This is a genomic window from Paraburkholderia rhynchosiae (assembly GCF_002879865.1).
Lineage (GTDB): Bacteria > Pseudomonadota > Gammaproteobacteria > Burkholderiales > Burkholderiaceae > Paraburkholderia > Paraburkholderia rhynchosiae.
In genome coordinates this window covers 52,499-76,155 of record NZ_PNXY01000001.1, presented here as the reverse complement: position 1 = coordinate 76,155, position 23,657 = coordinate 52,499, and the positions used below count along the sequence as shown (strand labels likewise).

Genomic DNA, 23,657 nt, shown 5'->3' with positions numbered 1-23,657 from the left:
CAATCGGCGCAGCAAGCTCCCTCTAACCAAGGCTGCCTGATGGTTCAGTGCGGCGCTGGCGCGTCGGCTCGATCGGCAGCACCGCCACTACGATGGCGCCGATCACAAGCAGTGCCGCCGCGTAAAGCAACCCAGCGGAGAAACTGTGCGTCAGGTCTTTCAGCCAGCCCACCACCAGCGGATTCAAGGCCGAGCCGATATTGCCAGTGGCATTGATCACTGCAATGCCGACGGCACGGGCCCGGAAGCTCAGGGCGTGATCCGGCGTCGTCCAAAAGATCGACATGGCGGTGTACGACCCTGCCGACGCCAGGCAGATCCCCAGCATCTGGATGACGGGGTTTGCCGAGTAAGCCGTGCAAAGCCAGCCAGCAGCGGAGAACAGCATAGGCAGCATGAGATGCCATTTGCGCTCCTGCTTCCGGTCAGAACGTCTTCCCCACCAGATCATCGCGACGATGGTGCAGATTTGCGGAATTGCAGCCAGCAGACCGATAGTGCGGTTGCTCGCGTCAGCGCTGAAGCTCTTCACGATCAGCGGTGTCCAGACCGCGACCATGGCGAGGGTGTTGACGAGGCAGAAATACGCGAGTGCAAACTTGATCACGGTCGGCGAGACGAGTTCGCTGACAAGGCTTCTTTCTGCCGTTGCCGACGCGCGGGGCACGGGATCGGCCTGGTGCTCCGCTGCAAGTGTCTGTGACAGCTTGCGCTTCTCACCCGCGCTGAGCCAGCTTGCCTTTTCCGGGGCATCATGCAGATAGGCGAACACAACCAGTCCCAAGATTGCCGAGGGCAAGCCTTCCAGAAAAAACAGCCATTGCCACCCTTTGAGTCCGAGGGTCCCGTCCAGTGCGAGGATGTATCCTGACAGCGCGGAGCCCACGGCGGCCGTCACCGGCATTGCAATCATGAACAAGGCATTGGCTCTCGCGCGATAGGCACTCGGAAACCAGTAGGTCATGTAGAGCAAAATGCCCGGCAGAAACCCGGCTTCGGTCACGCCGACCAAAACGCGCAGCAGATATAACGTGTTCGGACTGGACGCAAACATGGTTGCCGTGGATGCCAGTCCCCACGCGATCATGATGGACCCAATCCATTTCCTTGCGCCAATGCGTGCCAAGACGATGTTGCTCGGAATGCCGAACGCGATGTAGGCGATATAGAACAGCGTCGTGGCCAGACCGAATTGGGTTCCCGAAAGCCCTAGATCCTTCATCATGGTTAGTCCGGCGAATCCAATATTGATCCGATCCAGGAACGAGAAGAAGAACAGGGCGAAGAGGAACCACAGCAGGTGCCGCGAGACTTTGGCCATGACATGCTTTTCAAGCAAGGCGGGGTCCGGTCCGGCGGCGTCCGAACGCTCTTCGCGCAACGGGCCGTGATCGGCCGATCGGGTCGTTTCCATGTAGGTTGTCTCCGCGTGGAGGTCTATCTCGAGCGCAGCGCACTCAATGCAATCGCGTCAAGCTCGGCCGGGAGGCGAGGTATGGCGATGACTGGAGTATGGAGTGCCGCTATTTCGCGATGTCCCCAAATTGGGTACATCTTGAAGGGCGAGATGGACCAGGAGAAACCCTTTGCGTCACGCGGCGGCGTGAGCAGCCGTCGTCGGACTGGCGGGACAGTGCGGGATCAATTCCTGCCGGGAGCCAGGCACAAGGCGAATAACTGGCGTTGGCTCGAAATTCCAAGGCGGCGATAGGCGCGCTTCTGGTAGGTCACGACGCTGGAGGGCTTGATACCCATCAGCTCCCCGATCTCTTGCGCGGTGCGGCCCTCCAGAACGCCGCAGAGCACATCGAGTTCTCGCCTGGACAAATCTGGGCAGATTCCGCGGACCCGAGTCAACATCAACTGCGGAATACCGGTCTGAATCTGACCACAGAGCGTGTAATGATGCCCGGCCGCCTGAGCGATCAGCGGGGCGTAGGCCTCAATCAGCGCGATTTCGTTCTGGTGAAAATGTCCATGCCTACGGTCGCGATAGAGATTGACTGACAGCCAGACGCCCTGCGACGGCTGCAGCAAAAGGGAAAGCCGGCCCGACACATTGGGCCGGTGATAGCAAGCAGCGCGGTAATCCTCGTGCAAGACGTCTTCGCTGGTTTGCTGATGCAGCAGGACGACCGAACTTTTCTGGGAACTGGCTGCCGAGACGATCGTTTGATTGCCGTCGAGGGCGTAGAAGCGTTTAGCGTAGGCATCTGCTACGTCGCGTAAAAATCGGCCGCCACGGTGATCTGCCACGGATATCGTCCTGGGGCGTGTGCCAAATTCGTATGCAAATACGGTGCACTGCGAGATTCCTGCGGCATTCCCCAGCAGCTTCAAGACTTCCGCGGCAAACGCATTGGAATCGGCACACCCGATGGATGTGACCAGGCTTGTCGCCCGCGAAAGATCCAACTGTCCCGACGGGCTGGGACGATCGAGCCGCCATGAGCGCATGATTGGCTTCGGAAAGTTTACGTTACCCCGATTTTAGACGCCGAACGTCCGACTCAGATTTCAATCGAAAGACCGGAGATGGCTGACTACCCCCGCCCACCCCCTGACACAAGCCGCTTTTATCCGCCGTCTGACGGCACCTCGGCCAAGCGGCCAGTTTCTCGCGCCAGCCCGCGGCTCTGCCTCCGGGAAGACAAAGCCCCAGCGGCACATCGCCGCCCGGGCTTCAAGACCAGCAATCCACTTCAACTCATCGATTAACCATCTTCGCCGGCACACTAACCGCAAGCAACCCGCCCAAAACCATAAATGCCGCCAACATATACATCCCCGAATCATTAGCCGCAGTCACCTGCTTCAACCACCCAACCGCATACGGACTGAGAAACCCCGCCAGATTCCCGATCGAATTAATCATCGCGATCCCAGCCGCCGCACCCGTCCCCGCAAGGATCGCCGTAGGCAAACTCCAGAACAGCGGCAACGTAGTGAGAATGCCCATAGTCGCAAGCGTGAGAGATGCCATCGCGAGCAACGTGTTGTGCGCCCACACGACCGACAGCACCAGCCCAATCGCCCCCGCAAACGCCGGGAGTGCGATATGCCAGCGCCGCTCGCGATGACGATCCGCGCTGCGCGCGACGAACACCATCGCTACCACTGCCGCCGCGAACGGAATCGCGGAAAGCAGGCCAATCATCAACGCATCGGTCACACCGGTCGCCTTGATAATAGTCGGCAGCCAGAAGCTCACACCATAGAGACCCATCACGAACGAAAAGTAAGTGAAGCTCAGCATCAGCACGCGGCCATTCGTGAGCACCTGGCGGATCGGCATGTCGTGCTTGGTAGCTTCTTCGGCGGATACGTGACGCTGCAGCAGATCCTGTTCTTCCTTCGTCAGCCACTTCGCTTTCGAAATGCGGTCGTCGAGCGCGACGAACACCAGAATGCCGACCAGCACCGAGGGTATCCCTTCGAGCAGAAACAGCCACTGCCAGCCGTGCCAGCCGTTCATGCCATTGAACGTCTTGAGGATAAAGCCCGACACCGGACCGCCGATCACACCCGACAGCGCGATGGCCGTCATGAACCATGTCGTCATCCGGCCGCGCCGATGCGACGGATACCAGTAGGTGAGATACAGAATGATGCCGGGGAAGAAGCCCGCTTCAGCCAGGCCGAGCAGGAAACGCATCACGTAGAACATGGTCGGCGTAGTGACGAACATGGTCAGCATGGAGATCACGCCCCACGACACCATGATCCGCGCGATCCAAACTCGGGCGCCCACCTTGTGCAGGATCACATTGCTCGGGATTTCGAAGAAGAAATAGCCGACAAAGAAAATGCCCGCGCCGAAGCCATACACCGCATCGCTTAAGCCCAGGTCGGTTGTCATTTGCAGCTTGGCGAAGCCGACGTTCACGCGGTCCAGATACGCGACCACGTAGCAGAGCATCAGGAGCGGAGCGAGCCGCCAGTTGACTTTGCGGTAGGTGGCCTCTTCGAAAGTGGAAGGTGGCGCACCCGCGCCGGGATGGTGGAGCGGATCTGCGGGACTAGCCATGGTGTCTCCTCTCTTCTTGTGGATTTGAAGTGCCGCGTCGATCGATTCTAGCCGCGCGGCGCGGCTCGCACGGCAAATAGATACCGGGGGAAAACACTGAGCCCGGCGAGGGCCGTGCGTGAACGGCCCTTGCTCAGGACACACGAATGCGGCGGCGCGAGGCTACATGCAGCCGCTACACGCAGCGCCCGCCGTCCACTTCCAGACACACGCCGGTGATGAACTCCGCCTCATCAGAAGCCAGATAGAGCGCGGCGTTGGCGATGTCCTGCGGCGTCGAGAAGCGTCCGAGCGGAATGCCGGCGAGAAAGCGCTGGCGGTTTTCGGGGGTATCTTCGACGCCCATGAATTCCGAAAGCAGCGCCGTTTCGCCGATCACCGGATTCACGCAGTTCACGCGAATGCGGTCCTGGCCGAGTTCCACGGCGAGCGACTTGCTCGCGATGATCACCGCGCCCTTGCTGCCGTTGTACCAGACGAGTCCGGGGCGCGGCCGCACGCCCGCCGTCGACGCGATATTGATGAAATTGCCACCGCCTTGCTCACGAAAGTACGGCACGAATTCCTGCACGCTCCAGTAGATGCTTTTGACGTTCACCGCGTAGACGCGGTCGAACTCCGCTTCCGTGACTTCGAGCACCGGCTTGTTGCGATGCGTGGTGCCCGCATTGTTGACGACGATCTGCACGCTGCCGAAGTCCTCGAGCGCCGCCTCGCGCAGCTTTTGCCAGTCCTCACGTTGCGCGACGTTGCCCGCGACCGCGATGGCCTTGCCGCCGGCCAGCGCGATTTCGCTCGCAACGCGCTCGGCGGCGGGACCGTTGAGATCGTTGACCACGACGTTCGCGCCTTCGCGCGCGTAGGTCTTCGCGATGCCTTCGCCGAAACCTGAGCCGCCACCCGTGACGATGGCCGTTTTACCTGTCAACCGCATGATGTCTCCGCTATTTGTTGTGAGTGTTGATTCGTGAACCAGCGCGTAGCAAGAACTAGCCGTGCCGGATGGCAATGGTCTTCAGCACCGTGAAGCCGTACAGCGCCTCGAAACCCTTCTCGCGCCCGTGGCCCGAATGCTTCACGCCGCCGAACGGCAATTCGACGCCGCCGCCCGCGCCATAGTTGTTGATGAACACCTGGCCTGAGCGCAGCCGCCGCGCGAGACGCATCTGCCGAGCGCCGTCGCGCGTCCAGATGCCGGCCACGAGTCCGTATTGTGTGCCGTTGGCGAGCGCGAGCGCTTCGTCTTCGTCGCTGAAGGACATGGCGGCGAGCACGGGTCCGAACACTTCGTCGCGTGCGAGACGGTGGCTCGCGGGCACATCGCGCAATAGCGTGGGCGCCTGGTAGAAGCCGCTTTCCGGCGCTTCGGGAATCACCTCGCCGTGCGCGGCCATCGCAATGCCGTCGTGCTGCGCGTCGGAGAGAAAGTCCCACACGCGCCGTTGCTGCTTCGCGTTGATGAGCGGGCCGCAATCCAGGTCCGCGTGCGAGGGGCCCACGCGCAGCGCATTGAACGCGCCGCTCAGCCGGTCGAGCAAGGGCTCGTAAATGGCGCGGTCGATCAGCACGCGGCTGCCCGCTGAACAGGTTTGCCCAGCGTTCTGCACGATCGCCGACACGAGTACGGGCAGCGCGGCGTCGAGGTCCGCATCGGCAAAGACGATTTGCGGCGATTTGCCGCCCAGTTCGAGCGTGACCGGCACATGGTTTTCGGCGGCCATTTGCGTGACCAGCTTGCCGGTCTCGGGCGAGCCGGTAAACGAAATATGGTCGATGCCCGCGTGACGCGCGAGCGCCGCTCCCGCTTCATGTCCATAACCGGTGACGATATTCAGCGCGCCTGCGGGCAGGCCCGCTTCGGCCGCGAGTTCTGCGACGCGCAGCACCGAGAGACACGCATCTTCAGCCGGTTTGACGACACATGCGTTGCCCGTGGCAAGCGCCGCGCCCACGCTGCGGCCGAAAATCTGCATCGGATAATTCCAGGGCACGATGTGGCCGGTTACGCCATGCGGCTCGCGGATCGTCATCACGGTGTAGCCGGCCTGGTAGGGCAGTGTTTCGCCATGCAGCTTGTCCGCCGCGCCGGCGTAGAACTCGAAGTAGCGCACGAGCGCGGCAGAATCGGCGCGCGCCTGTTTGAGCGGCTTGCCCGTGTCGCGCGCTTCGAGTTGCGCCAGTTCTTCCTGCCGCGCGGCGACCAGCATGGACAGCCGGTACAGCACACGTCCGCGTTCGGCCGCACTTGCCGCGCCCCATGCGCCTTCGAACGCGCGGCGCGCGGCGTGGACCGCGGCGTCGATATCCGCCGCGGTGCCGCGTGCAAGCTGCGTGAACGGCTGGCCGTCCGAGGGATCGAGCACGGCGATCGTCTCGCCGCCAGAAGCAGCGGACCACTCGCCGCCAATGAAGTGTCGGGCTTCTTCCATGCAGACTCCTTGAGATGTCGCGTAACCGGTGCACGACCGACGCACAAGCAACCGGACGCGGTTACGCGGTGTTCACAAACCACGGGCACAATCGAAAGACGCCAGACGATTATCGCGCCGATCCGGCGACGGATGCCATCGGCCGATTGGCTATAATGGCGCATTCCGTACTGTCCGGCCGCAGCGCTCATGCTCGAGGCGAGTTTCACGACGCATGCCCTTCGAGCCCACGCGCCGCATGCCGTGCTCCGAATTCCATCTGACCAGAGAGCGCTCATGAGCTTCAATCACGTCCCCGCAGGCAAAGACCTTCCGCAAGATTTCAACGTCATCATCGAAATCCCGGCGCAAAGCGACCCGGTGAAGTACGAAGCCGACAAGGATCTGGGCCTGCTCGTCGTCGACCGTTTCATCAGCACCGGCATGCGCTATCCGGCCAACTACGGCTTCATTCCGCAAACGCTGTCGGGCGACGGCGACCCGGTCGACGTGCTGGTGATCACGCCGTTCCCGCTGCTGGCAGGCTCAGTGGTTCGCGCACGCGCGCTCGGCATGCTGCAAATGACCGACGAATCCGGCGTGGACGCGAAGCTGATCGCCGTTCCGCACGACAAGATCTGCCCGATGACCGCCGATCTGAAGTCGATCGACGACGTCCCGGCGTACCTGAAAGACCAGATCAAGCACTTCTTCGAGCAATACAAGGCGCTAGAGAAGGGCAAGTGGGTGAAGGTCGAAGGCTGGGCGGACCTCGAAGCCGCGCACAAGGAAATCAGCGAAGGCGTGGCGAACTACAAGAAGTAAGCGGCTCGGCGCGCTGATCGAACCGAATCATTGATTCTTCGATCCAGCCGGCCCCCTGCAAAAAGACCGCGCGAGCCCGATAAGGCCGCGCGGTTTTTTATTCGGCGTCCGCCGTACGAGTCGCATTGCGCGGCCCCACGCATGCTGTATATAGCCGCAGTGCATTGCGGCGATGAACGGAACGCATTTTTATATCTAGGTGTAAACCCTTATGATTCGTGTCGTTTGTCGCCCGCGGCGGATTGTCCGAGCCGTGGGCGTCGCTGCAATGACGCAGCGCCACGCGAGCTTCAGGAGCACACCATCCGGATGATGAGCCGCAAGTCCAACCCGCCGTCTTCCTCGCCTCGCTGGTCCAATCGGCTGTATGCGATCGTGACGGCGATCTATCGCAAGCGGCCGGTATGGATGGTGTCGTTCTCGGCCAGCGAGGCCAGTCTGTCCGAAGGCCTGCGCGCGGCGTGCGCGTCGACGGCAATGCTGGCGCTCGGCAACCTGCTGCACGATCCGACTTTCGCGTGGGCTGCGATCGGCGCCTTCTGGACCTGTCTCGCGGATGCCGCCGGTTCCAACCGCGCGCGCTTCGCTTCGATGATGGGCTTCGCGCTGCTATCGACGTTATGCGGTGGCCTCACCGCTTTTGCGTCGGCCGGGGGAACGCTGCTCGCGGCGCTCGCGGTGTTGGCCTTCACGAGTCTCGGCGCGTTTGGCCGCATCTGGGGCGCGGCGACTTCGCAGGTGACGATTCTCGCCGCGACCGCGTGCGTCGTAATGGTGGACCGGCCCATGCGCGACGTCCGCGAAGGACTCGCGTTTCTCGGCGTCTATCTGATCGGATGTCTGTTCGCGGTCGCGCTGAGCCTGACCGTGTGGCGCATTCAACCGTTCGGCGCAAGCCGGTCTTCGCTGCGCGCGGTTTATCTGCGGCTCGCGGACATTGCGTTCGACAGCGCGCGTCTGCTTCAGCAACGCAGCACGCCCGGCGAATGGGCGACGCATGCTGCGAAATTTCGCGCCGATGCGCGGGCCGCGCTGGAACGCTCGCGCAAGGCGCTGGCGAGCGTGCCGGCGACGAGAACGGGCGGCCGCGAGACTTACGACGCATTACTCGGCTTACTGACCGAAGGCGAGGCGTTGTTCGCCTATCTGATCGCCGTCTCGGGCGCGTGTGAAAAAATGCCCGGCGACGCGGGGCGCGCCAACCGCACCACGCGCGCGGCTCATCTCCTGACGGGCATGAGCGAGATGCTGCGCAGCATCGGCGCGGATGCCAACGAAGCGCGCTGGACGCATCTCGCTGGATTGCAACTGCGTTTGCGGCGGCTTGCGCGGCGTCTTGAAACCGTGTTGATGGAGCCTGTGACGCTGAAGTCGGACTTCGAACTCGTCGACTTCGCGCCGGTGCAGTCGCCGCCGCCGCGCTGGCGCCACAGCGCCGCTGCAATGCTCGCGCGAATCTGGTCGACGCTGAAGGCGAATCTGTCGCCGGAGTCCGTCGGCTTGCGCCACGCGGCGCGCGTCGGCGTGACGACGACCGCAGGCTTCCTCGTGATCCGCGCGTTCGCGTTGCCGTTCGGCTACTGGGCGACCATGGCGACGCTGTTGATTCTGCAACCGTCGATTGCCGCCACCTGGCCACGGAGTATCGAGCGCGCGGCGGGCAGCATCGTCGGGGGCGTGCTGGCGGCGGGCATCGGCTATGCGATTCATTCGCCGCTCGGCATTTCGCTCGCGGTCTTTCCGCTGGTGATGGCGACGATGGCATTGCGCCCGGTCAGCTACAGCCTGTTCGTGCTGTTCCTGACGCCGACGTTCGTCCTCGTGGCCGACTTCGCGACACCGGGCGCGAATGAATTCGCGTACGCGCTCACGCGTCTAGGCAACAATGTGCTCGGCTGTGTGCTGGCGCTCTTTGCGACGTTCTACCTTTGGCCGACGCGCGAAAAGACCGACTACCGCGCGTATCTCAGCGACGCAGTGCGCGCCAATCTGGCGTATCTGAATGCGGCGCTCGAGTCGCCTCGTCGAAGCGAAAAGGACATGGAACGCTTGCGCCGCGCGGCGGGCCTCGGCAGCAATAACGCCGAGGAAGCGATCGCGCGCATCCGCCTCGAAAAACTCGAGGATTCGATGGCCGACACCGTGACGCTGACGGTGCTGAGCGTGCTGCGCAAGATGGCGGGCACGGCGACGCAACTCCGGTTGAGTGCAAACCGGCGCAATATGCACGACGAGCTTCGCGCGTGGATGGCGGCCGTGAACGCCGATATCGAGGCCGCGTTGAATCGGACCATTCCGCCGCTGCGGCACGAGCTTCCCGCGCGCGAGCGGTTGACGTCGCTGGAGGCGGATGCGGTGGGAGAGCTTGCGTTGATGCAGCGCTTGCTCACCGAGCGCATGCGCGAGGCGCGGGGGTGAAGGCAAGAGCTGAAGGCGAAGGGCTGGGAGCTGAAGCTGGTGGCGAAGAGCAAAGAGCGAAGAGCAAAGAGCGAAGAGCGAAGAGCGAAGAGCGAAGAGCGAAGAGCGAAGAGCGAAGAGCAAAGAGCAAAGAGCAAAGAGCAAAGAGCAAAGAGCAAAGAGCAAAGAGCAAAGAGCAAAGAGCAAAGAGCAAAGAGCAAAGAGCAAAGAGCAAAGGAAGCGGCTGACGGCGAAGAGGGCCAACAGGCCAAAGCACTGGAGGCACCAAGGCGCGTACCGTCACGGTGTGCCGTTTTCCTCGGTCGTCTGCTCGGCGGTAGTCACAATCGGTTCGGGCAACGGCACGACAGATTCGAGCGTCCGTCCGCCCGCAGCGAGCGTGCGCTTTTCGCAAGGCGCGAGACGCTTGACCCAATACTCGGCGCGCGAAGCACTGGAGCGGTCCGCCAATTCGAACGACGCCAGCACGCGCACTGGTTTGCGCGAACGCGTATAACGCGCGCCGGTGCCGCTCAGGTGTTTGTCGAAGCGCGCTTGCACGTCAGTGGCGATGCCCGTATAGACGCTGCCATCCGAGCATTCGAGCAGATAGAGAAACCACGCCATGGACGCGCGTCAGCCTTTAAACGGATTGTGTTCGCGCAGCTCGTCGACATACGCGTGGATGCTGTTCTTTTCATTGTCGAGGAAGTGGCCGACGGCATCGGCGAAAGCGGGATGCGCAAGCCAGTGCGCTGAGCGCGTGACCGTCGGCAAGAAGCCGCGAGCCATTTTATGTTCGCCCTGCGCGCCGCCTTCAAACGCGCCGAGTTTTTCTTCGATGCAGAATTCGAGCGGCTGATAGTACGCCGTTTCGAAGTGCAGACACGGCACGTGTTCGAGCGCGCCCCAGTAGCGGCCATACAGCGTGCCGCCGGTTTTCGCGTCGCGCTGGTAGACCACGAGTGAACTCGCGATCGGCTTGCCTTCATAGTCGGCGATCACCAGCAGCAGATTTTCCGGCATCGACGCGCCGATCATGCGGAAAAAATCGAGGTTCAGATACGGCGTCGAAAAGTGTTCGCGGTAAGTTTGCCGATAGCACTTGCTGAAGAACCGCCAGTCGGCGTCCTGAATGTCTTCGCCGCGAATCCGGCGCATCGTGACGCCGGCCTCGCGCACTTTGCGGCGTTCCGCGCGAATGTTCTTGCGCTTCTTCTGTTCGAGCGTCGAAAGAAAATCGTCGAAGTCGCGGTAGCCGTCGTTCAGCCAGTGAAACTGCACGCCTTCGCGCTGCATCATGCCCATTTCGGTGAGCGCGTTCGCTTCTGTTTCGGTCGGAAACAGCACGTGCAGCGATGAGACGTCCGCTTGCTCGGCGAATGCCATCAACGTGGCCGCGAGATGCCGGAGCGCGTGCGTGTCGGCGGCGAGCAGGCGGTTGCCTTGCACCGGCGTGAACGGAACCGCGCACAAGAGCTTCGGGTAGTACGGCAAGCCGTTGCGCTTGTACGCGTCGGCCCACGCCCAGTCGAACACATACTCGCCGTACGAGTGGCCCTTCAGATAAACCGGCGCAGCCGCCGCGAGCTTGCCGGTGCGCGGATCGGTCAGCGTGACGAATTGCGGCGCCCAGCCGGTATCGGCGACCGCGCATCGGGTCGCATGCAGTGCGCTCAAGAACTCATGCCGCAAAAACGGCGTGGGCTGCGGCTGCTGAGCGAGAAGGGCATTCCATTCGGCCGCGTCCACCTCGGAGGGCGACGCCAGAATGCCCGTGCGATAATCAAAGCGTTCCTGATTCAATCTGTGTGACTGTTCCCAATGAGCGACGGGGCGCGTTAAAGATGTTTATGCGCTGCGTCGTTCGTTTATCCAAGTTGCCCGTTCCGTCGAGCTAATAACAAGCCGCGTTATTTGCAAGCCCTCCGCAAGCCCTTCGCTTGCCTGTCGATCCTGCCATGAAGACACGAATCGCTCTTGCTCAAATCAATGTCACCGTCGGCGATTTCGCTGGCAACGTCGCGAAGATCGTCGCTGCCGCGCGTGACGCGCACAAGGCCGGCGCGAAGCTGCTGATCGCGCCTGAACTCGCGTTGTCCGGCTATCCGCCCGAAGATCTGCTGCTGCGTCCCGCGTTCTATACCGCGAGCGCCGCGGCGTTAGCAGACCTCGCCGGGCAACTGAAGCCGTTGGCCGGCTTGCATGTGATCGTCGGGCATCCGCTGCGAGAACTGGTGAACAGCCGGGTGGCGAACAGCGCGGCGCACGGTCATGGTAATGCAAACGCGCCAATTGAGCGCGGCGTGCCGCCGGTCGATACGTTCAACGCGGCGTCGCTGCTGGTCGACGGCAAGGTGGCGGGCACCTACCGCAAGCAGGATCTGCCCAATACCGAAGTGTTCGACGAGAAGCGCTATTTTGCGTCAGACCCGCAGCCGTTCGTTTTCGAACTGGATGGCGTGAAGTACGGCGTGGTGATCTGCGAAGACGCATGGCATGCGTCGGCCGCGCAAATGGCGAAGGCGGCGGGCGCGCAAGTGCTGCTGATTCCAAACGGCTCGCCGTTCCACCTGAACAAGGAAGCGGTACGCTTCGACATTCTGCGCGCGCGGATTCGCGAGACCGGGCTGCCGATGGTCTACGTCAACATGGTTGGCGCGCAGGACGAGCTGGTGTTCGACGGCGGCTCGTTCGTGCTCGACGCGCAAGGTGAACTGGTCGCGAAGATGCCGCAGTTCGAGGAGGCGACTGCGATCGTCGAATTCGAAACCGGCGCACCGTTGCGCAGTGAAGCCAATGACGGCATCGCGCCCGAGCTCTCGCTTGAAGCGCAGGTTTATGCGGCGCTCGTGATGGGCGTGCGCGACTACGTGAACAAGAACGGTTTTCCCAGCGCGCTAATAGGGCTATCCGGCGGCGTCGATTCGGCGCTGGTGCTGGCGGTGGCGTGCGACGCGCTCGGCGCGGACCGCGTGCGCGCGGTGATGATGCCGTCGCGCTACACCGCCGACATCTCGACCACCGACGCCGCCGACATGGCGCGCCGCGTCGGCGTGCGCTACGACGAGATCGCGATTGCGCCGATGTTCGACGCGTTCCGCGGCTCGCTCGCGAAAGAGTTCGAGGGCCTCGCCGAAGACGCCACCGAAGAGAACATTCAGGCCCGCATCCGCGGCACCTTATTGATGGCGCTGTCGAACAAGTTCGGCTCCATCGTGCTGACCACCGGCAACAAGAGCGAGATGGCGGTGGGCTACTGCACGCTTTACGGCGACATGGCCGGCGGCTTCGCGGTGATCAAGGACATCGCGAAGACGCTCGTCTATCGCCTCTGCCACTACCGCAATCAGGCCACGGCTTTTAGCAAGCAGGACGTAATTCCGGAGCGGATTCTGACGCGCGCGCCGTCGGCGGAATTGCGCGACAACCAGACGGACCAGGACAGCTTGCCGTCCTATGACGTGCTGGACGCGATCATGCGCATGTACATGGAAGAGGACCGCTCGCTCGCGGAAATCATCGCCGCCGGCTATGCAACCGAAGACGTGAAGCGCGTCACGCGGCTCATCAAGATCAACGAGTACAAGCGCCGTCAGGCGCCGATCGGCATTCGCGTCACGCATCGCGCGTTCGGCCGCGACTGGCGCTATCCGATCACGTCGCGCTATACCGAACCGGTGGAGTGAGCCGACGCCGCTCGCCTCTCACTGACTGAAGCGCGCCGGACCGCCGGATCGCCGGATCGCCGGACCGCCGGATTGCCGCAACGCATCCGGCGCGGCGTAGAATAAAAATCATCCATTTCCCTTCCACTCTTCCAATCACGAGACGAGGTTCGCCATGAAGCGCATCACCGCAGTCATCAAACCGTTCAAACTCGACGAAGTGCGCGAGGCGCTCGCTGAAGTCGGCCTCACGGGCCTGACCGTTACCGAAGTCAAAGGGTTTGGCCGGCAGAAAGGCCATACCGAGCTCTATCGTGGTGCAGAGTATGTGGTCGACTTCCTGCCGAAAGTGAAGATCGAGGTCGTGGTCGCTGACACGCAGTGCGACCAGGTGATCGACGCGATCATCGGCGCGGCGCGCACCGGCAAGATTGGCGACGGCAAGATTTTTGTCGCGGACGTGGAGCGCGTCATTCGCATCCGTACGGGCGAGGAAAACGAGGCGGCAGTCTAAGCCGCTCGCGCACCGAAGCGGTGCGCCGGCCCATGGACCAAACCGCGCGAGCCAGCGCCAGCCAAAGCGCCCGCGCCAATAAAAAACGGTGCGATACCCTTTCGGACATCGCACCGATACGCGCCTCTCGCAGCAGCGTGAAAAAGATTCTCTTGAAGAACTTCTGACTACGCCCCGAAGGAAAATCCCTTCGGGGAACACCGTTCGATTAGAACGAGTGCTGAATACCTGCGTACACGCCGGTCTGGCTGTGGCCATGCAGCGGGTTCTCGTTGTACGAGACCGTGCCGTCCGAAGCGGTGATGTTGCCGCCATTGCCTGCGTTGTTGGCGTCCAGACCGAAGTTAGCCGATTTGCTGTTGCGCACGGTCGCGATCTGGATGTCCAGCAACGTGCGCTTGGACAGGTTGTACGAACCGCCGACCGTGTAGATCGTGGCGTTGCCACCGCCCTTGTTCGCGTTGACGTGATACACCGCAGCGATCAGTGCGGCAGCCGGCGTGGCTTGCCACGTCACACCACCCCATTCGTGATCGAGCGACGTCGGCGACGTGCCTGCCGCGGTTGCAGCAGCAGACGTACGGACTGCCTGGTACGCGCCCTGGATCTTGAACTGACCGAGGAACACGTTGAAAGCGGCCGTGTATTCGCGCGACGCGGTGAACGGGTTCGTGAAGTTGCCGTTCGCGCTGTTGCGGATTTCGTCGTAGAGACCGCGGACCTGGAACAGCGACGAGGTGTACGTCAGTTGCAGACCGGCTTCACGACCTTGCGGGGTCGTGCCGTTACCGTTCCAGTTCGTCGCGTTCGACAGTGCGTACTGGCCGTACACGTCAAAGCCGTAGAACTTCGGCGACTGGTAAGCGATGTTGTTGCTCGATTGCGGCCAGTTGCGGCCACGCACCAGCGATGCCGACGACCAGTTCGATTGACCGAACGGGTCGAAGTCCCACACGCCGTTCGAAATGAAGAGCATACGGCCCATCGTCAACGTACCGTACGCATTGTTCGACAGACCGACCGTTGCCCAGCGATTGAAGAGACCGCCGCCGCCAGGGCCCGCGCCCGTCATAGTGTTGAACGAGCCTTCCAACTGGAACAGGACCTTGTTGCCGCCGCCGATGTCTTCGACGCCCTTCATGCCCCACAGGCTCGTGCCCCAGTCACCGCTTTCCGCACGAAAACGCGAGGTAGAACCGGTATAGGTGGCGTTCGGCAGACCGCTGATATATTCGAGACCCGCGTCCAGGCGGCCATACAGTGTCACGCTGCTTTGAGCATGCGCAACAACACCGGCCGACATCAGCGCAGCGGCGAGCAAAGCTTTCTTCATCTTCTCCTCCATACCCTGTCAAAAAGTGAAACCCAGTACTGCGAATGGTGTTCGGACGCAGGCCGCGCCGAACAGAAATCGGTACCAGGGAGATTAGCGGGCGGATAGGTCTCCTGTCCTGACGTGTAGCCTTGGGGCCATCTCGTCGTCATGCCGATCCCTCGCCGACCGGTTCTCCTCTGTGCTTTGAAGTAAAACTACTTTTAATCAACTTTGTTTTGCTACTTTGGTTACTAATTTATCAAAAATACACTTGAGTGGGAGAAGAAATTAGTACCGGCGTTGGCCTGTGTCTCCAAATTGCAATACCGATGTGCGCAACAGCCGGCCACAGAGCGTGGGAAAACGCTCGAATCCCTTATGCGATAAGGGAATCACGGATCAGCGCGGACAAGATCAAGGATTGCCACTATTGACGCTTCCGATACGGCAAGGTAGGGCGAAAACGCAGCACTGGAAGGGCGGCGCGGTAAAGGTTTCGCGGCCGAAAAGACAAGAATACAGAGGTCACCGAAACAAAAAAGGCGCCCGTAAGCGCCTTGTAATGCTACTTCGACTACAGCCGCGATTAACAGCCCGTGCCTGAATCTCAAATACCAGGCTGTGCGACATGTTAGCTATTTGAGACTTCCGGAAAGGAATTGCTTGAGACGTTCGCTGCGGGTGTTTTTGAACACCTCGTCGGGATGGCCTTCTTCTTCGACGCGACCTTGATGCAGGAACATCACGTGATTCGACACGTTGCGCGCGAACGCCATTTCGTGTGTGACGACGATCATCGTGCGGCCTTCTTCGGCGAGCGTCTGCATCACCTTGAGCACTTCGCCAACCAGTTCGGGATCGAGCGCGGAGGTCGGTTCATCGAACAGCATCACGTCCGGGTGCATCGCCAACGCGCGCGCAATCGCCACGCGTTGCTGCTGGCCGCCCGACAGATGCGACGGATATTGCTTCTCCAGACGCGGCGCAAGGCCGACTTTTTCCAGGTACTCGCGAGCGCGATCTTCCGCTTCCTTACGCTTGAGGCCGAGCACATTGACCGGCGCCTCGACGATGTTCTCGAGCACGTTCATGTGCGACCACAAGTTGAAGTGCTGGAACACCATCGACAGTTTCGTGCGCACACGCTGCAACTGCTTCGGATCGGACACGCGCAGCGCGCCGTTTTTGGCGACCTGCGTGCGGACTTCTTCGCCGTCCACGAAGATGCGCCCGGCGTTCGGCTGCTCGAGGAAGTTGATGCAGCGGAGCATCGTGCTCTTGCCCGAACCGGATGAGCCGATTACGCTGATCACGTCGCCGGCGTTGGCCTTCAGCGACACGCCCTTGAGGACTTCGTTATCGCCGTACTGTTTGTGAAGCTCGTCGACGAAGAGCTTTTGCTTCCTGGTGTTCATCAGAATCCTTGGGGCTTGCTGACGTGCTGGGCGCGGTGCCTCGGGTTATTTGCCTTGCGGCCGCAGGTAAGCGAGCCAGCGGTGCTCGGCGCGGCGGAACAGCCACACGAGCGCGAAAGAAATGCACAAATAGAGCAGCGCGGCAATACCGAACGCATTGAACGACTGATACGTGGCCGAGTTCACGTCGCGGGCGATCTTCAGAATGTCCGGCACGGTCGCGGTGAATGCGACGGTCGTGGCGTGCAGCATCAGGATCACTTCGTTGCTGTAGTACGGCAACGCGCGGCGCAGCGCCGAGGGCAGAATCACGCGCCGGTACAACGTGAAGGACGACATGCCGTACGCGCGCGCCGCTTCGATTTCGCCATACGGCGTCGCCTTGATCGCGCCGGCGAAAATCTCGGTGGTGTACGCGCAGGTGTTCAGCGTGAACGCGAGCAGCGTGCAATTCATGCCTTGGCGGAAGAACGCGTTGGTCAGCTCGTGATTGCGAACGATCTCGAGGCTGTACAAGCCCGTATAGCAAAGCAGCAACTGCACGTAGAGCGGCGTGCCGCGGAAGATGTACGTGTAGAGCCAGACCAGAGCCGCGAGCCATTTCTTTTTCGAGACGCGCGCTACCGCGAGCGGAATCGACAGGCAGAAGCCGAGCCCGATCGACACCACCAGCAGCCACAGCGTGATCGCGAGGCCGGTGAAGCGGTAGCCGTCGGTGTAGAGATAGTTGCGCCAGTATTCCTGAATGATCTCGATCATAGATCCGCCTTTCGCACGCCAGTCGAGTAACGCTTTTCGAGGTACATCAGCACGAAGTTGGACACTGTGGTGATGACGAGATAGATCGCCCCGGCAAGCAGGGTGAAGAAGAAGAACCGCAAGGTGCCTTTGCCCGCGTCCTGCGAAGCCTTGACGACATCCGCGAGGCCGATGATCGACACGAGCGCCGTGGCCTTGACCATCACCTGCCAGTTATTGCCGATGCCTGGCAGCGCGAAGCGCATCATCTGCGGGAACATGATGCGCGAGAAGACCTGCCAGCTCGTCATGCCGTAGGCCGCGCCGGCTTCGAGCTGGCCGCGCGGCACGGCGAGGAACGCGCCGCGGAACGTCTCGGTGAAGTACGCGCCGTAAATGAAGCCGAGCACCGCGACGCCGGCCACGAATGGGTCGATGTCGATCTGGTCCCAGCCGAGCAGGTCGGTCAGATTGTTTAGCCAGATCTGGATGCTGTAGAAGAGAAGCAGCATCAGCACGAGGTCCGGCACGCCGCGCACGAGCGTGGTGTAAACCGTGCCGGCGCCGTGGGAGAAGCGGTTCTTCGACAGTTTCGCCGCCGCGCCGACGAGGCCCAGCAAGAAGGCGAGCACCAGCGACAACACCGCCAGTTTGACGGTTTGCCAGGTGCCGTTGACAAGCAGCGGGCCGTAGCCTTGAAGGAGCATAAGGGGGTCCTTGACGATGCGTTTGCGACACACCGCGAAAGACGCGGCCGGCTCTGCACCGCATGTACCGCGAGCCTCGCTCGCCGTGATCCGCAGTGCACAGCGCACCGCTGTGCAAATCATGACTGCATGGCCGTTGCCGGCCTTGCAGCGCGCTTTTTGACTCTCTTTGAAACTAGACCGACTGTATTACGAAGCCCGGGGGAAGCCCATGCGGGCGAGCCCCGAGTTTCGTTGATGCCGCGCTTGACAGGGCGCGTTTGACGGACGTTTGACGGGACGCTTCACGGACCGCTGGCTGGTTGCCGGGGCAGTGGTCCGGTCGGTATCCCGCTCAGTGGCCCGGATAAATCTCGAAGTCGAAGTACTGCTTTTCGAGCTTTGTGAATGTGCCGTCCTGATGAACCTGCGCCAGCGCCCGGTTGAACATTGCCTTCAGTTCGGCGTCTTCCTTGCGCAGACCGATGGCCGTGCCTTCGCCGATCGTCTTTGGGTCTTTCACTTCCGGGCCGGCCCAGGCGAAGCCCTTGCCGCGCGGCGTTTTGAGGAAACCGGCGTCGGCCTGGATCTCGTCTTGCAGCGCGGCGTCGAGCCGGCCGGACGTGAGATCCGCGTAGACCTGGTCCTGGTTCTGATAGGGCACCACGGTCACGCCTTTCGGCTCCCAATAGGCCTTTGCGTAGGCTTCCTGGGTCGTGCCCTGTTCCACGCCGACGCGTTTGCCCTTCAGCGATTCAGCGGTAGGCAGGAGCGGCGAGCCGGCTTTGGCGATCATGCGGGCAGGGGCGTCGAAGAGCTTGTCGGAGAAATCGATCTGCTGGCGACGCTTGTCCGTGACGGTCAGCGACGACACGATCGCGTCGAACTTCTTGCCCTTCAGTGCCGGGATGATGCCGTCGAAATCCTGCTCGACCCAGACGCACTTGACGTTCATTTTTGCGCAGAGTGCACGGGTCAGATCGACGTCGAACCCGACTACCTGGCCGCTGGCCGCCTTCGATTCGAACGGCGCGTAGCTGGCGTCCACCCCGATGCGTACTGTTTTCCATTCTTTAGCCATGGCGCCGGTGGCCATGACGGCAAGCGCTACGCACAGTGCGAGCTTGTTCATGTTTCTCCTGGGTCGAACTGATCGTCGTGATGTCCGATCTCGGCGAGCGTTGGCTTGTGGCCGGCCGTCGCTATTCTAGGCGGTCAAAATTGTTGCACCGGTGTGGTTTTCCGCGCCGCTTTTCACCGCGCGGGCGCGCCTTCGGCCACCATGTGCGCTGAAAAGCGCGGTATTTTACCCGAACAGGGGCCCGGCGCCAGTGCGCGATGTCCACTGCGGCAGCGTTGACGCACGGGCGTTGTGTATGCGCGACGCGTACGCCGGACAGACCGCAGCCAGATCTGCCGCGGTCGAATCCCGATTACGCCGATTTGCGAAACGATCCGGTGCGTTCGCGCCCGATTGTCCGGCGCGCGTTCAGCCCATACATTCTGGCCATCGTCAATTTCACCGGGAGTACCTTCATGATCGAGATTCGCCGTTCCGAAGAACGCGGCCACGCCAACCACGGCTGGCTCGACTCGTATCACAGCTTCTCGTTTGCCGACTATCGCGACGCGGAGCATGTGCATTTCGGGCCGTTGCGCGTGATCAACGAAGACCGCATCGCGGGCGGACAGGGCTTCGGCACGCATGGACACCGCGATATGGAAATCGTCACTTATGTGCTCGAGGGCGCGCTCTCGCACCGCGACAGCATGGGCAACGGTTCGACCATCCGGCCGGGCGACGTGCAGCGCATGAGCGCCGGCACCGGCGTGATGCATAGCGAATTCAACGCGTCGCCGGACGAAGAGGCGCACTTGCTGCAGATCTGGGTGATTCCGCGACGCGCAGGCGATCAACCGGGCTACGAGGAAAAGCGCTTCGAGGCCGCCGACAAGCGTGGCCGCCTGCGCGTCGTCGCGTCGCCCGACGGCCGCGACGGCTCGGTGACGATCCATGCGGACGCATCGATTTACGCGGCGCTGATCGACGGCACGGAAGAGGCCACGCACGAGTTGCCCGAAGGACGGCTCGCATACGTGCACGTGGCGCGCGGCTCGCTGACGGTAAACGGCGAGGCGCTCCATGCGGGCGACGCCGCCATGCTCAGCGAAACGGACACGGTCACGTTGGAGAAGGGCGATAACGCCGAAGTGTTGTTGTTCGACCTCGGTCGGCTGGAAGGCTGAAGCGGATGGTTCGTGCGCCGTTCACCCGGAGTTAGTTGAGCGCGCAACGACAGCGCAACGGTGGTGGTTACGGAGGCCGCTATATAGAAAGCAGAAACGCCACGGACGACCTCCGTGGCGTTTCTGCTTTGCGAAGGCGGCCGCGCGAGCCGCCATCGTTAAACCTGCTCGGCTGCGCCTGGCCGCGCGGCTTATTGCCGTGGCTTACTGACTCGCAGCCGGCGCCGACGCCGCGCCCTGCGGGCCATGCTGCCAGCGCTCGCGCATCTTCTCGTGACGCGATTCCATCTTCGCAAAGCGCTGCTTGAGCGCGGTGCTGACGGTGGTTTTCTGCTGATCGTTCAGGCCGTTATAGAACTTGAGCCAGGCGTCGGTGGTTTGCTGGCGCAACTGCGCGTCTTTCTGCTCGATCTGCTGATGGGCGGCGGCCATCGCGTTCAGATCCAGAATCGGCTGTTGCTGCGCCGACTTGAACTGGCTCTTCATCTGTTCATGGTTGGCGCGCATCGCCTCGTGGCTCTGCTTCATGGTGTCGAGCGCGGCTTGCCACTGCTTTTCCTGATCCCCGTTCAGCTTCAACTGGTCATGTAGTTGCGTGAGTTCCTTCATGAAGTGGCCATGCCATCCGCCGGCGCCGCCATGGGCCTCGTGAGCGGGTTGAGCGGCATAGGCTGCGCCCGCGCCGATGGCGAGAGCGGTGGCGGCAACGGCGAGGGCGCGCGACATTTTTCTGGTGGACATGTAAGGCTCCTTGTAATGGAATAGCCGACGATGCAACCGATCAAGACAGACGGCCTGCATTCGGTAAGACAGAGCGTAGAGAACTGTGTCCGGCGCTGTGTTACGCGCTTTCATACCGCTGTTACGGGCGATTACGTGTGGCTTTCACCGTAACACCCGGTAACCCTTGAGGCCTCTCTGAAATCGAAAACCCTTCCTGCCCCGCGTTAAACTTCATTCCATGGCTACTCAAATACTTGTTGTCGACGACGACGTCGAATTGCGCGATCTTCTGCGCGACTATCTGGCCCGCCAGGGCATCGAAGTGTCGGTGCTGCACGACGCGGGCTCGCTCGAACGCAGGCTCGAACGCGAGCGTCCCGATCTGATCGTGCTCGACCTGATGATGCCGGGTGTCGACGGGCTCACCGCATTGCGCAAGCTGCGCGCGTCGGGCGACGACATTCCCGTCATCATGCTGACCGCGCGTGCGGACGACGTCGACCGGATCGTCGGGCTCGAACTCGGCGCGGACGACTACCTCGGCAAGCCGTTCAATCCGCGCGAGTTGCTGGCGCGCGTGCAAGCGGTGCTGCGGCGGCGCCGCACGCTGCCCTCGGCGGCGGCGCCGGAGCAGCGTGAGCCGTTCAGCTTCGGCCGCTTCACGCTGGACTTTCAGTCGCGCACGCTGCATCTCGAAGACAAGCCGCTCACGCTGTCGGGCAGCGAGTTCGCGTTGCTGAAGATTTTTGTCAATCACCCCATGCGCACGCTGACGCGCGAGCGTCTGCTGGAACTGCTGCACGGTCCCGAATACGACGGCACCGACCGCGGCATCGACGTCCAGGTGTGGCGTCTGCGACGCATTCTCGAAACGGACCCGTCCACGCCGCGCTTTATTCAGACAGTGCGCGGGCGGGGCTACGTGTTCGTGCCTGACGGCGAACAGCATGCGCCGGCCCATTGATTCGCTGTTCGGGCGGCTGGCGTTGCTGGTCGTCGCAGTGTTGCTGCTGTCGCACTTCGCGTGGTACGCGCTCATGCGCCTCGAGCGCAGCCAGTTGCAAACGCGCTATGCCGTGGAGGAAGCCACTTTCCTCGTCGACGCAGTGCGCCAGCACGTCGTGCGTAACCCCGATCAGCCGCTGCCGTCGCGTGTGAAACTCGTCGATCCAGCGAGCCCCGAAGTACCGCCCGAAACTGCGGACATGCCGCCGCCACTCGAACGGTTTATCGAAGACGTGCGCGAGCGCATGCCGTCCGGCACCCAGGTGCGCGTCGGCTTGCCGGGCCGGCCGCCCACGCTATGGGTGCGCGCGAGTTCCGACCGCAGCTGGATCGTCGTGCCGGTGCAGCCACTACGCACGCCGCGCTCGCTCGACCGCACCGTGCTTTGGCTCGTCATCATTTTCGCGTTCGCCGTGATGGCTGCGCTCTTCGCCGCATGGGCGCTGCAGCAGCCGTTGCGCTCGCTCGCCCAGGCGGTCGCGCGTTTTGGCCGCGGCCTGCCAGTGCCGCCGGTGCCCGAGCGTGGACCGCGTGAGCTGAGGCAATTGACGCACGGCTTCAACCAGATGGTTCAGGAAGTCGCGCGCACGGAGAACGACCGCGCGGTGATGCTCGCGGGTGTCGCGCACGATCTGAAGACGCCGCTCGCGCGTTTGCGGCTGCGCGCCGAAATGATGGAAGAAGTGAAGATGCGCGACGGCGTCGTGCGCGACGTCGATTCGATGACGCACATCGTCGAGCAGTTCCTGGTGTTCGCGCACGACGGCGCCGATCGCAGCGAACCGGTCGAAGTCGACGCGCAATGTGAGCGGGTCGTGCGCAGCTATCGTGCGGTGGTCTCGGGTGCGCCGGCCGTGCAAACCGATCTGCGTGCGGGCCCCGCGTTCCAGTTGCCCGCCGCCACACTCGACCGGATTCTGTCGAACCTGCTCGACAATGCCCATGCGTACGGCGCGCCGCCAATCGTCGTTGCCACCGCGCGCACGGCTGAAGGTTTCACGCTGTCGGTCAGCGACAACGGCAAAGGCATCGCGGCTCAGGATCTCGTCAACGCAAGCCGCCCTTTCGTGCGGCTCGATCCGGCGCGTGGCGGCAACGGGCATAGCGGCCTGGGGCTGGCAATCGTCGAGCGGCTGGTACGGCGCGCGGGAGGGGAGTGGCATATCGGCAACCACGACGGACGTGGCTTGCGGGTCTTGATGAGCTTTCCGTTGTCCGCGGTGCCTGAGGTCAGGACGGCGTCGGAAAGCGCCTGGTAATCGGTTAAGGCGCGGCGTCGAGCCGCGCTTGTTCATGTTCGGAAAAGCGCCGGCCTAGTCCGCCTAGTGGGAGAACAGCGTGTTCAGCGCATTCGCCGCTTCGCTGTCCACCGTATTCCACGTCACTGTCTCGGCCTCGAAAATATAGTGTGTCGTGTATTTGCCGAGACGCGCGAGGATCTCTTCCTGAATCACTTCGGGCGCGACATCCAGCTTCAGATACCACGTGGTAGACGACAGGCGCGTCTGGAACGCGCCATATTCAGCCAGCAGATGGTCGAATGCGTCAGCATCCTGATCGCGACAAACGATCACCAGATTTCCCTTCATGCGAATCTCCCGTTAAAGCGGTAGCGACAACTCGATAGCAGTGTCGATCATACCTGCTTGCTTGCGGGAGGCACGAGGCCGGGCTTGCGTTGCGTCAGAC

General features: G+C 62.2%; 22 protein-coding genes. 8 read left to right on the top strand and 14 right to left on the bottom strand.

Annotated elements, in window-relative coordinates:
- Nucleotides 1-22: 22 nt before the first annotated feature.
- From C0Z16_RS00370 to C0Z16_RS00350, 5 genes are all read right to left on the bottom strand, one after another.
- Nucleotides 23-1,414 carry an MFS transporter gene (locus C0Z16_RS00370; protein WP_244201119.1) on the bottom strand — a complete coding sequence of 464 codons (1,392 nt, stop codon included), beginning with the start codon at nt 1,412-1,414 and terminating at the stop codon, nt 23-25.
- A gap of 227 nt (nt 1,415-1,641) precedes the next feature.
- The gene (locus C0Z16_RS00365; RefSeq protein ID WP_102630264.1) at nt 1,642-2,457 is read right to left on the bottom strand and encodes a helix-turn-helix transcriptional regulator; all 816 of its coding nucleotides are present in this window, start codon (nt 2,455-2,457) and stop codon (nt 1,642-1,644) included.
- A gap of 250 nt (nt 2,458-2,707) precedes the next feature.
- Nucleotides 2,708-4,027, bottom strand: a complete 1,320-nt coding sequence (locus C0Z16_RS00360) for an MFS transporter (protein WP_102630263.1) — start codon at nt 4,025-4,027, stop codon at nt 2,708-2,710.
- Between the two features lie 175 nt (nt 4,028-4,202).
- Nucleotides 4,203-4,961 carry an SDR family oxidoreductase gene (locus tag C0Z16_RS00355; protein ID WP_102630262.1) on the bottom strand — a complete coding sequence of 253 codons (759 nt, stop codon included), beginning with the start codon at nt 4,959-4,961 and terminating at the stop codon, nt 4,203-4,205.
- A 55-nt stretch (nt 4,962-5,016) separates the two neighbouring features.
- The gene (locus C0Z16_RS00350; RefSeq protein ID WP_102630261.1) at nt 5,017-6,456 is read right to left on the bottom strand and encodes an aldehyde dehydrogenase family protein; all 1,440 of its coding nucleotides are present in this window, start codon (nt 6,454-6,456) and stop codon (nt 5,017-5,019) included.
- A gap of 276 nt (nt 6,457-6,732) precedes the next feature.
- On the opposite strand from C0Z16_RS00350, the gene ppa reads away from it, so the two are divergent.
- The 3 genes from ppa to C0Z16_RS37685 all read left to right on the top strand — a co-directional run bounded on the left by ppa (nt 6,733) and on the right by C0Z16_RS37685 (nt 9,905).
- Entirely contained in the window at nt 6,733-7,260 is a 528-nt protein-coding gene (gene ppa, locus C0Z16_RS00345) for an inorganic diphosphatase (RefSeq protein WP_102630611.1), read from the top strand.
- Between the two features lie 309 nt (nt 7,261-7,569).
- Nucleotides 7,570-9,678, top strand: a complete 2,109-nt coding sequence (locus C0Z16_RS00340; protein ID WP_102630260.1) for an FUSC family protein — start codon at nt 7,570-7,572, stop codon at nt 9,676-9,678.
- Nucleotides 9,675-9,905, top strand: a complete 231-nt coding sequence (locus tag C0Z16_RS37685; RefSeq protein WP_158244468.1) for a hypothetical protein — start codon at nt 9,675-9,677, stop codon at nt 9,903-9,905. Before C0Z16_RS00340 ends, C0Z16_RS37685 begins: the two co-directional genes overlap by 4 nt.
- Before the next feature lie 52 nt (nt 9,906-9,957).
- On the opposite strand, the gene C0Z16_RS00330 is transcribed toward C0Z16_RS37685, so the two are convergent.
- Both C0Z16_RS00330 and C0Z16_RS00325 read right to left on the bottom strand, forming a co-directional pair.
- Nucleotides 9,958-10,284 (bottom strand): GIY-YIG nuclease family protein, encoded by a 327-nt coding sequence (locus tag C0Z16_RS00330; protein ID WP_102630258.1) that lies wholly within the window; start codon nt 10,282-10,284, stop codon nt 9,958-9,960.
- A gap of 9 nt (nt 10,285-10,293) precedes the next feature.
- Complete coding sequence (locus C0Z16_RS00325) at nt 10,294-11,463, bottom strand: GNAT family N-acetyltransferase (RefSeq protein WP_102630257.1); 1,170 nt, start codon at nt 11,461-11,463, stop codon at nt 10,294-10,296.
- A 155-nt stretch (nt 11,464-11,618) separates the two neighbouring features.
- On the opposite strand from C0Z16_RS00325, the gene C0Z16_RS00320 reads away from it, so the two are divergent.
- On the top strand, nt 11,619-13,346 hold the full coding sequence (locus tag C0Z16_RS00320; protein ID WP_102630256.1) for an NAD+ synthase: 1,728 nt from the start codon (nt 11,619-11,621) through the stop codon (nt 13,344-13,346).
- 154 nt (nt 13,347-13,500) lie between these two features.
- Nucleotides 13,501-13,839, top strand: a complete 339-nt coding sequence (gene glnK / locus C0Z16_RS00315; protein WP_102630255.1) for a P-II family nitrogen regulator — start codon at nt 13,501-13,503, stop codon at nt 13,837-13,839.
- A gap of 208 nt (nt 13,840-14,047) precedes the next feature.
- Here glnK and C0Z16_RS00310 read toward each other — a convergent pair whose 3' ends face one another.
- The 5 genes from C0Z16_RS00310 to C0Z16_RS00290 all read right to left on the bottom strand — a co-directional run bounded on the left by C0Z16_RS00310 (nt 14,048) and on the right by C0Z16_RS00290 (nt 19,125).
- On the bottom strand, nt 14,048-15,172 hold the full coding sequence (locus tag C0Z16_RS00310) for a porin (RefSeq protein ID WP_102630254.1): 1,125 nt from the start codon (nt 15,170-15,172) through the stop codon (nt 14,048-14,050).
- Nucleotides 15,173-15,789: 617 nt separating this feature from the next.
- Nucleotides 15,790-16,569, bottom strand: a complete 780-nt coding sequence (locus C0Z16_RS00305; RefSeq protein ID WP_102630253.1) for an ABC transporter ATP-binding protein — start codon at nt 16,567-16,569, stop codon at nt 15,790-15,792.
- A 45-nt stretch (nt 16,570-16,614) separates the two neighbouring features.
- Nucleotides 16,615-17,328 (bottom strand): ABC transporter permease, encoded by a 714-nt coding sequence (locus tag C0Z16_RS00300; RefSeq protein ID WP_102630252.1) that lies wholly within the window; start codon nt 17,326-17,328, stop codon nt 16,615-16,617.
- Nucleotides 17,325-18,014, bottom strand: coding sequence for an ABC transporter permease (locus tag C0Z16_RS00295; RefSeq protein ID WP_102630251.1), 690 nt, complete (start codon nt 18,012-18,014; stop codon nt 17,325-17,327). Before C0Z16_RS00295 ends, C0Z16_RS00300 begins: the two co-directional genes overlap by 4 nt.
- A 334-nt stretch (nt 18,015-18,348) precedes the next feature.
- Complete coding sequence (locus C0Z16_RS00290) at nt 18,349-19,125, bottom strand: ABC transporter substrate-binding protein (protein WP_102630250.1); 777 nt, start codon at nt 19,123-19,125, stop codon at nt 18,349-18,351.
- A gap of 404 nt (nt 19,126-19,529) precedes the next feature.
- On the opposite strand from C0Z16_RS00290, the gene C0Z16_RS00285 reads away from it, so the two are divergent.
- Nucleotides 19,530-20,240 carry a pirin family protein gene (locus C0Z16_RS00285; RefSeq protein WP_102630610.1) on the top strand — a complete coding sequence of 237 codons (711 nt, stop codon included), beginning with the start codon at nt 19,530-19,532 and terminating at the stop codon, nt 20,238-20,240.
- Nucleotides 20,241-20,444: 204 nt separating this feature from the next.
- On the opposite strand, the gene C0Z16_RS00280 is transcribed toward C0Z16_RS00285, so the two are convergent.
- Entirely contained in the window at nt 20,445-20,981 is a 537-nt protein-coding gene (locus tag C0Z16_RS00280) for a periplasmic heavy metal sensor (RefSeq protein ID WP_102630249.1), read from the bottom strand.
- A gap of 220 nt (nt 20,982-21,201) precedes the next feature.
- Between C0Z16_RS00280 and C0Z16_RS00275 the strand changes: the two genes are divergently transcribed.
- Both C0Z16_RS00275 and C0Z16_RS00270 read left to right on the top strand, forming a co-directional pair.
- Complete coding sequence (locus tag C0Z16_RS00275; RefSeq protein WP_013338547.1) at nt 21,202-21,927, top strand: response regulator; 726 nt, start codon at nt 21,202-21,204, stop codon at nt 21,925-21,927.
- Nucleotides 21,911-23,227 (top strand): ATP-binding protein, encoded by a 1,317-nt coding sequence (locus C0Z16_RS00270; RefSeq protein WP_102630248.1) that lies wholly within the window; start codon nt 21,911-21,913, stop codon nt 23,225-23,227. Before C0Z16_RS00275 ends, C0Z16_RS00270 begins: the two co-directional genes overlap by 17 nt.
- A gap of 63 nt (nt 23,228-23,290) precedes the next feature.
- Here the strand turns inward: C0Z16_RS00270 and C0Z16_RS00265 are convergent, their stop codons facing one another.
- Entirely contained in the window at nt 23,291-23,557 is a 267-nt protein-coding gene (locus C0Z16_RS00265; protein WP_102630247.1) for a double-stranded DNA-specific endonuclease, read from the bottom strand.
- Nucleotides 23,558-23,657 lie beyond the last annotated feature (100 nt).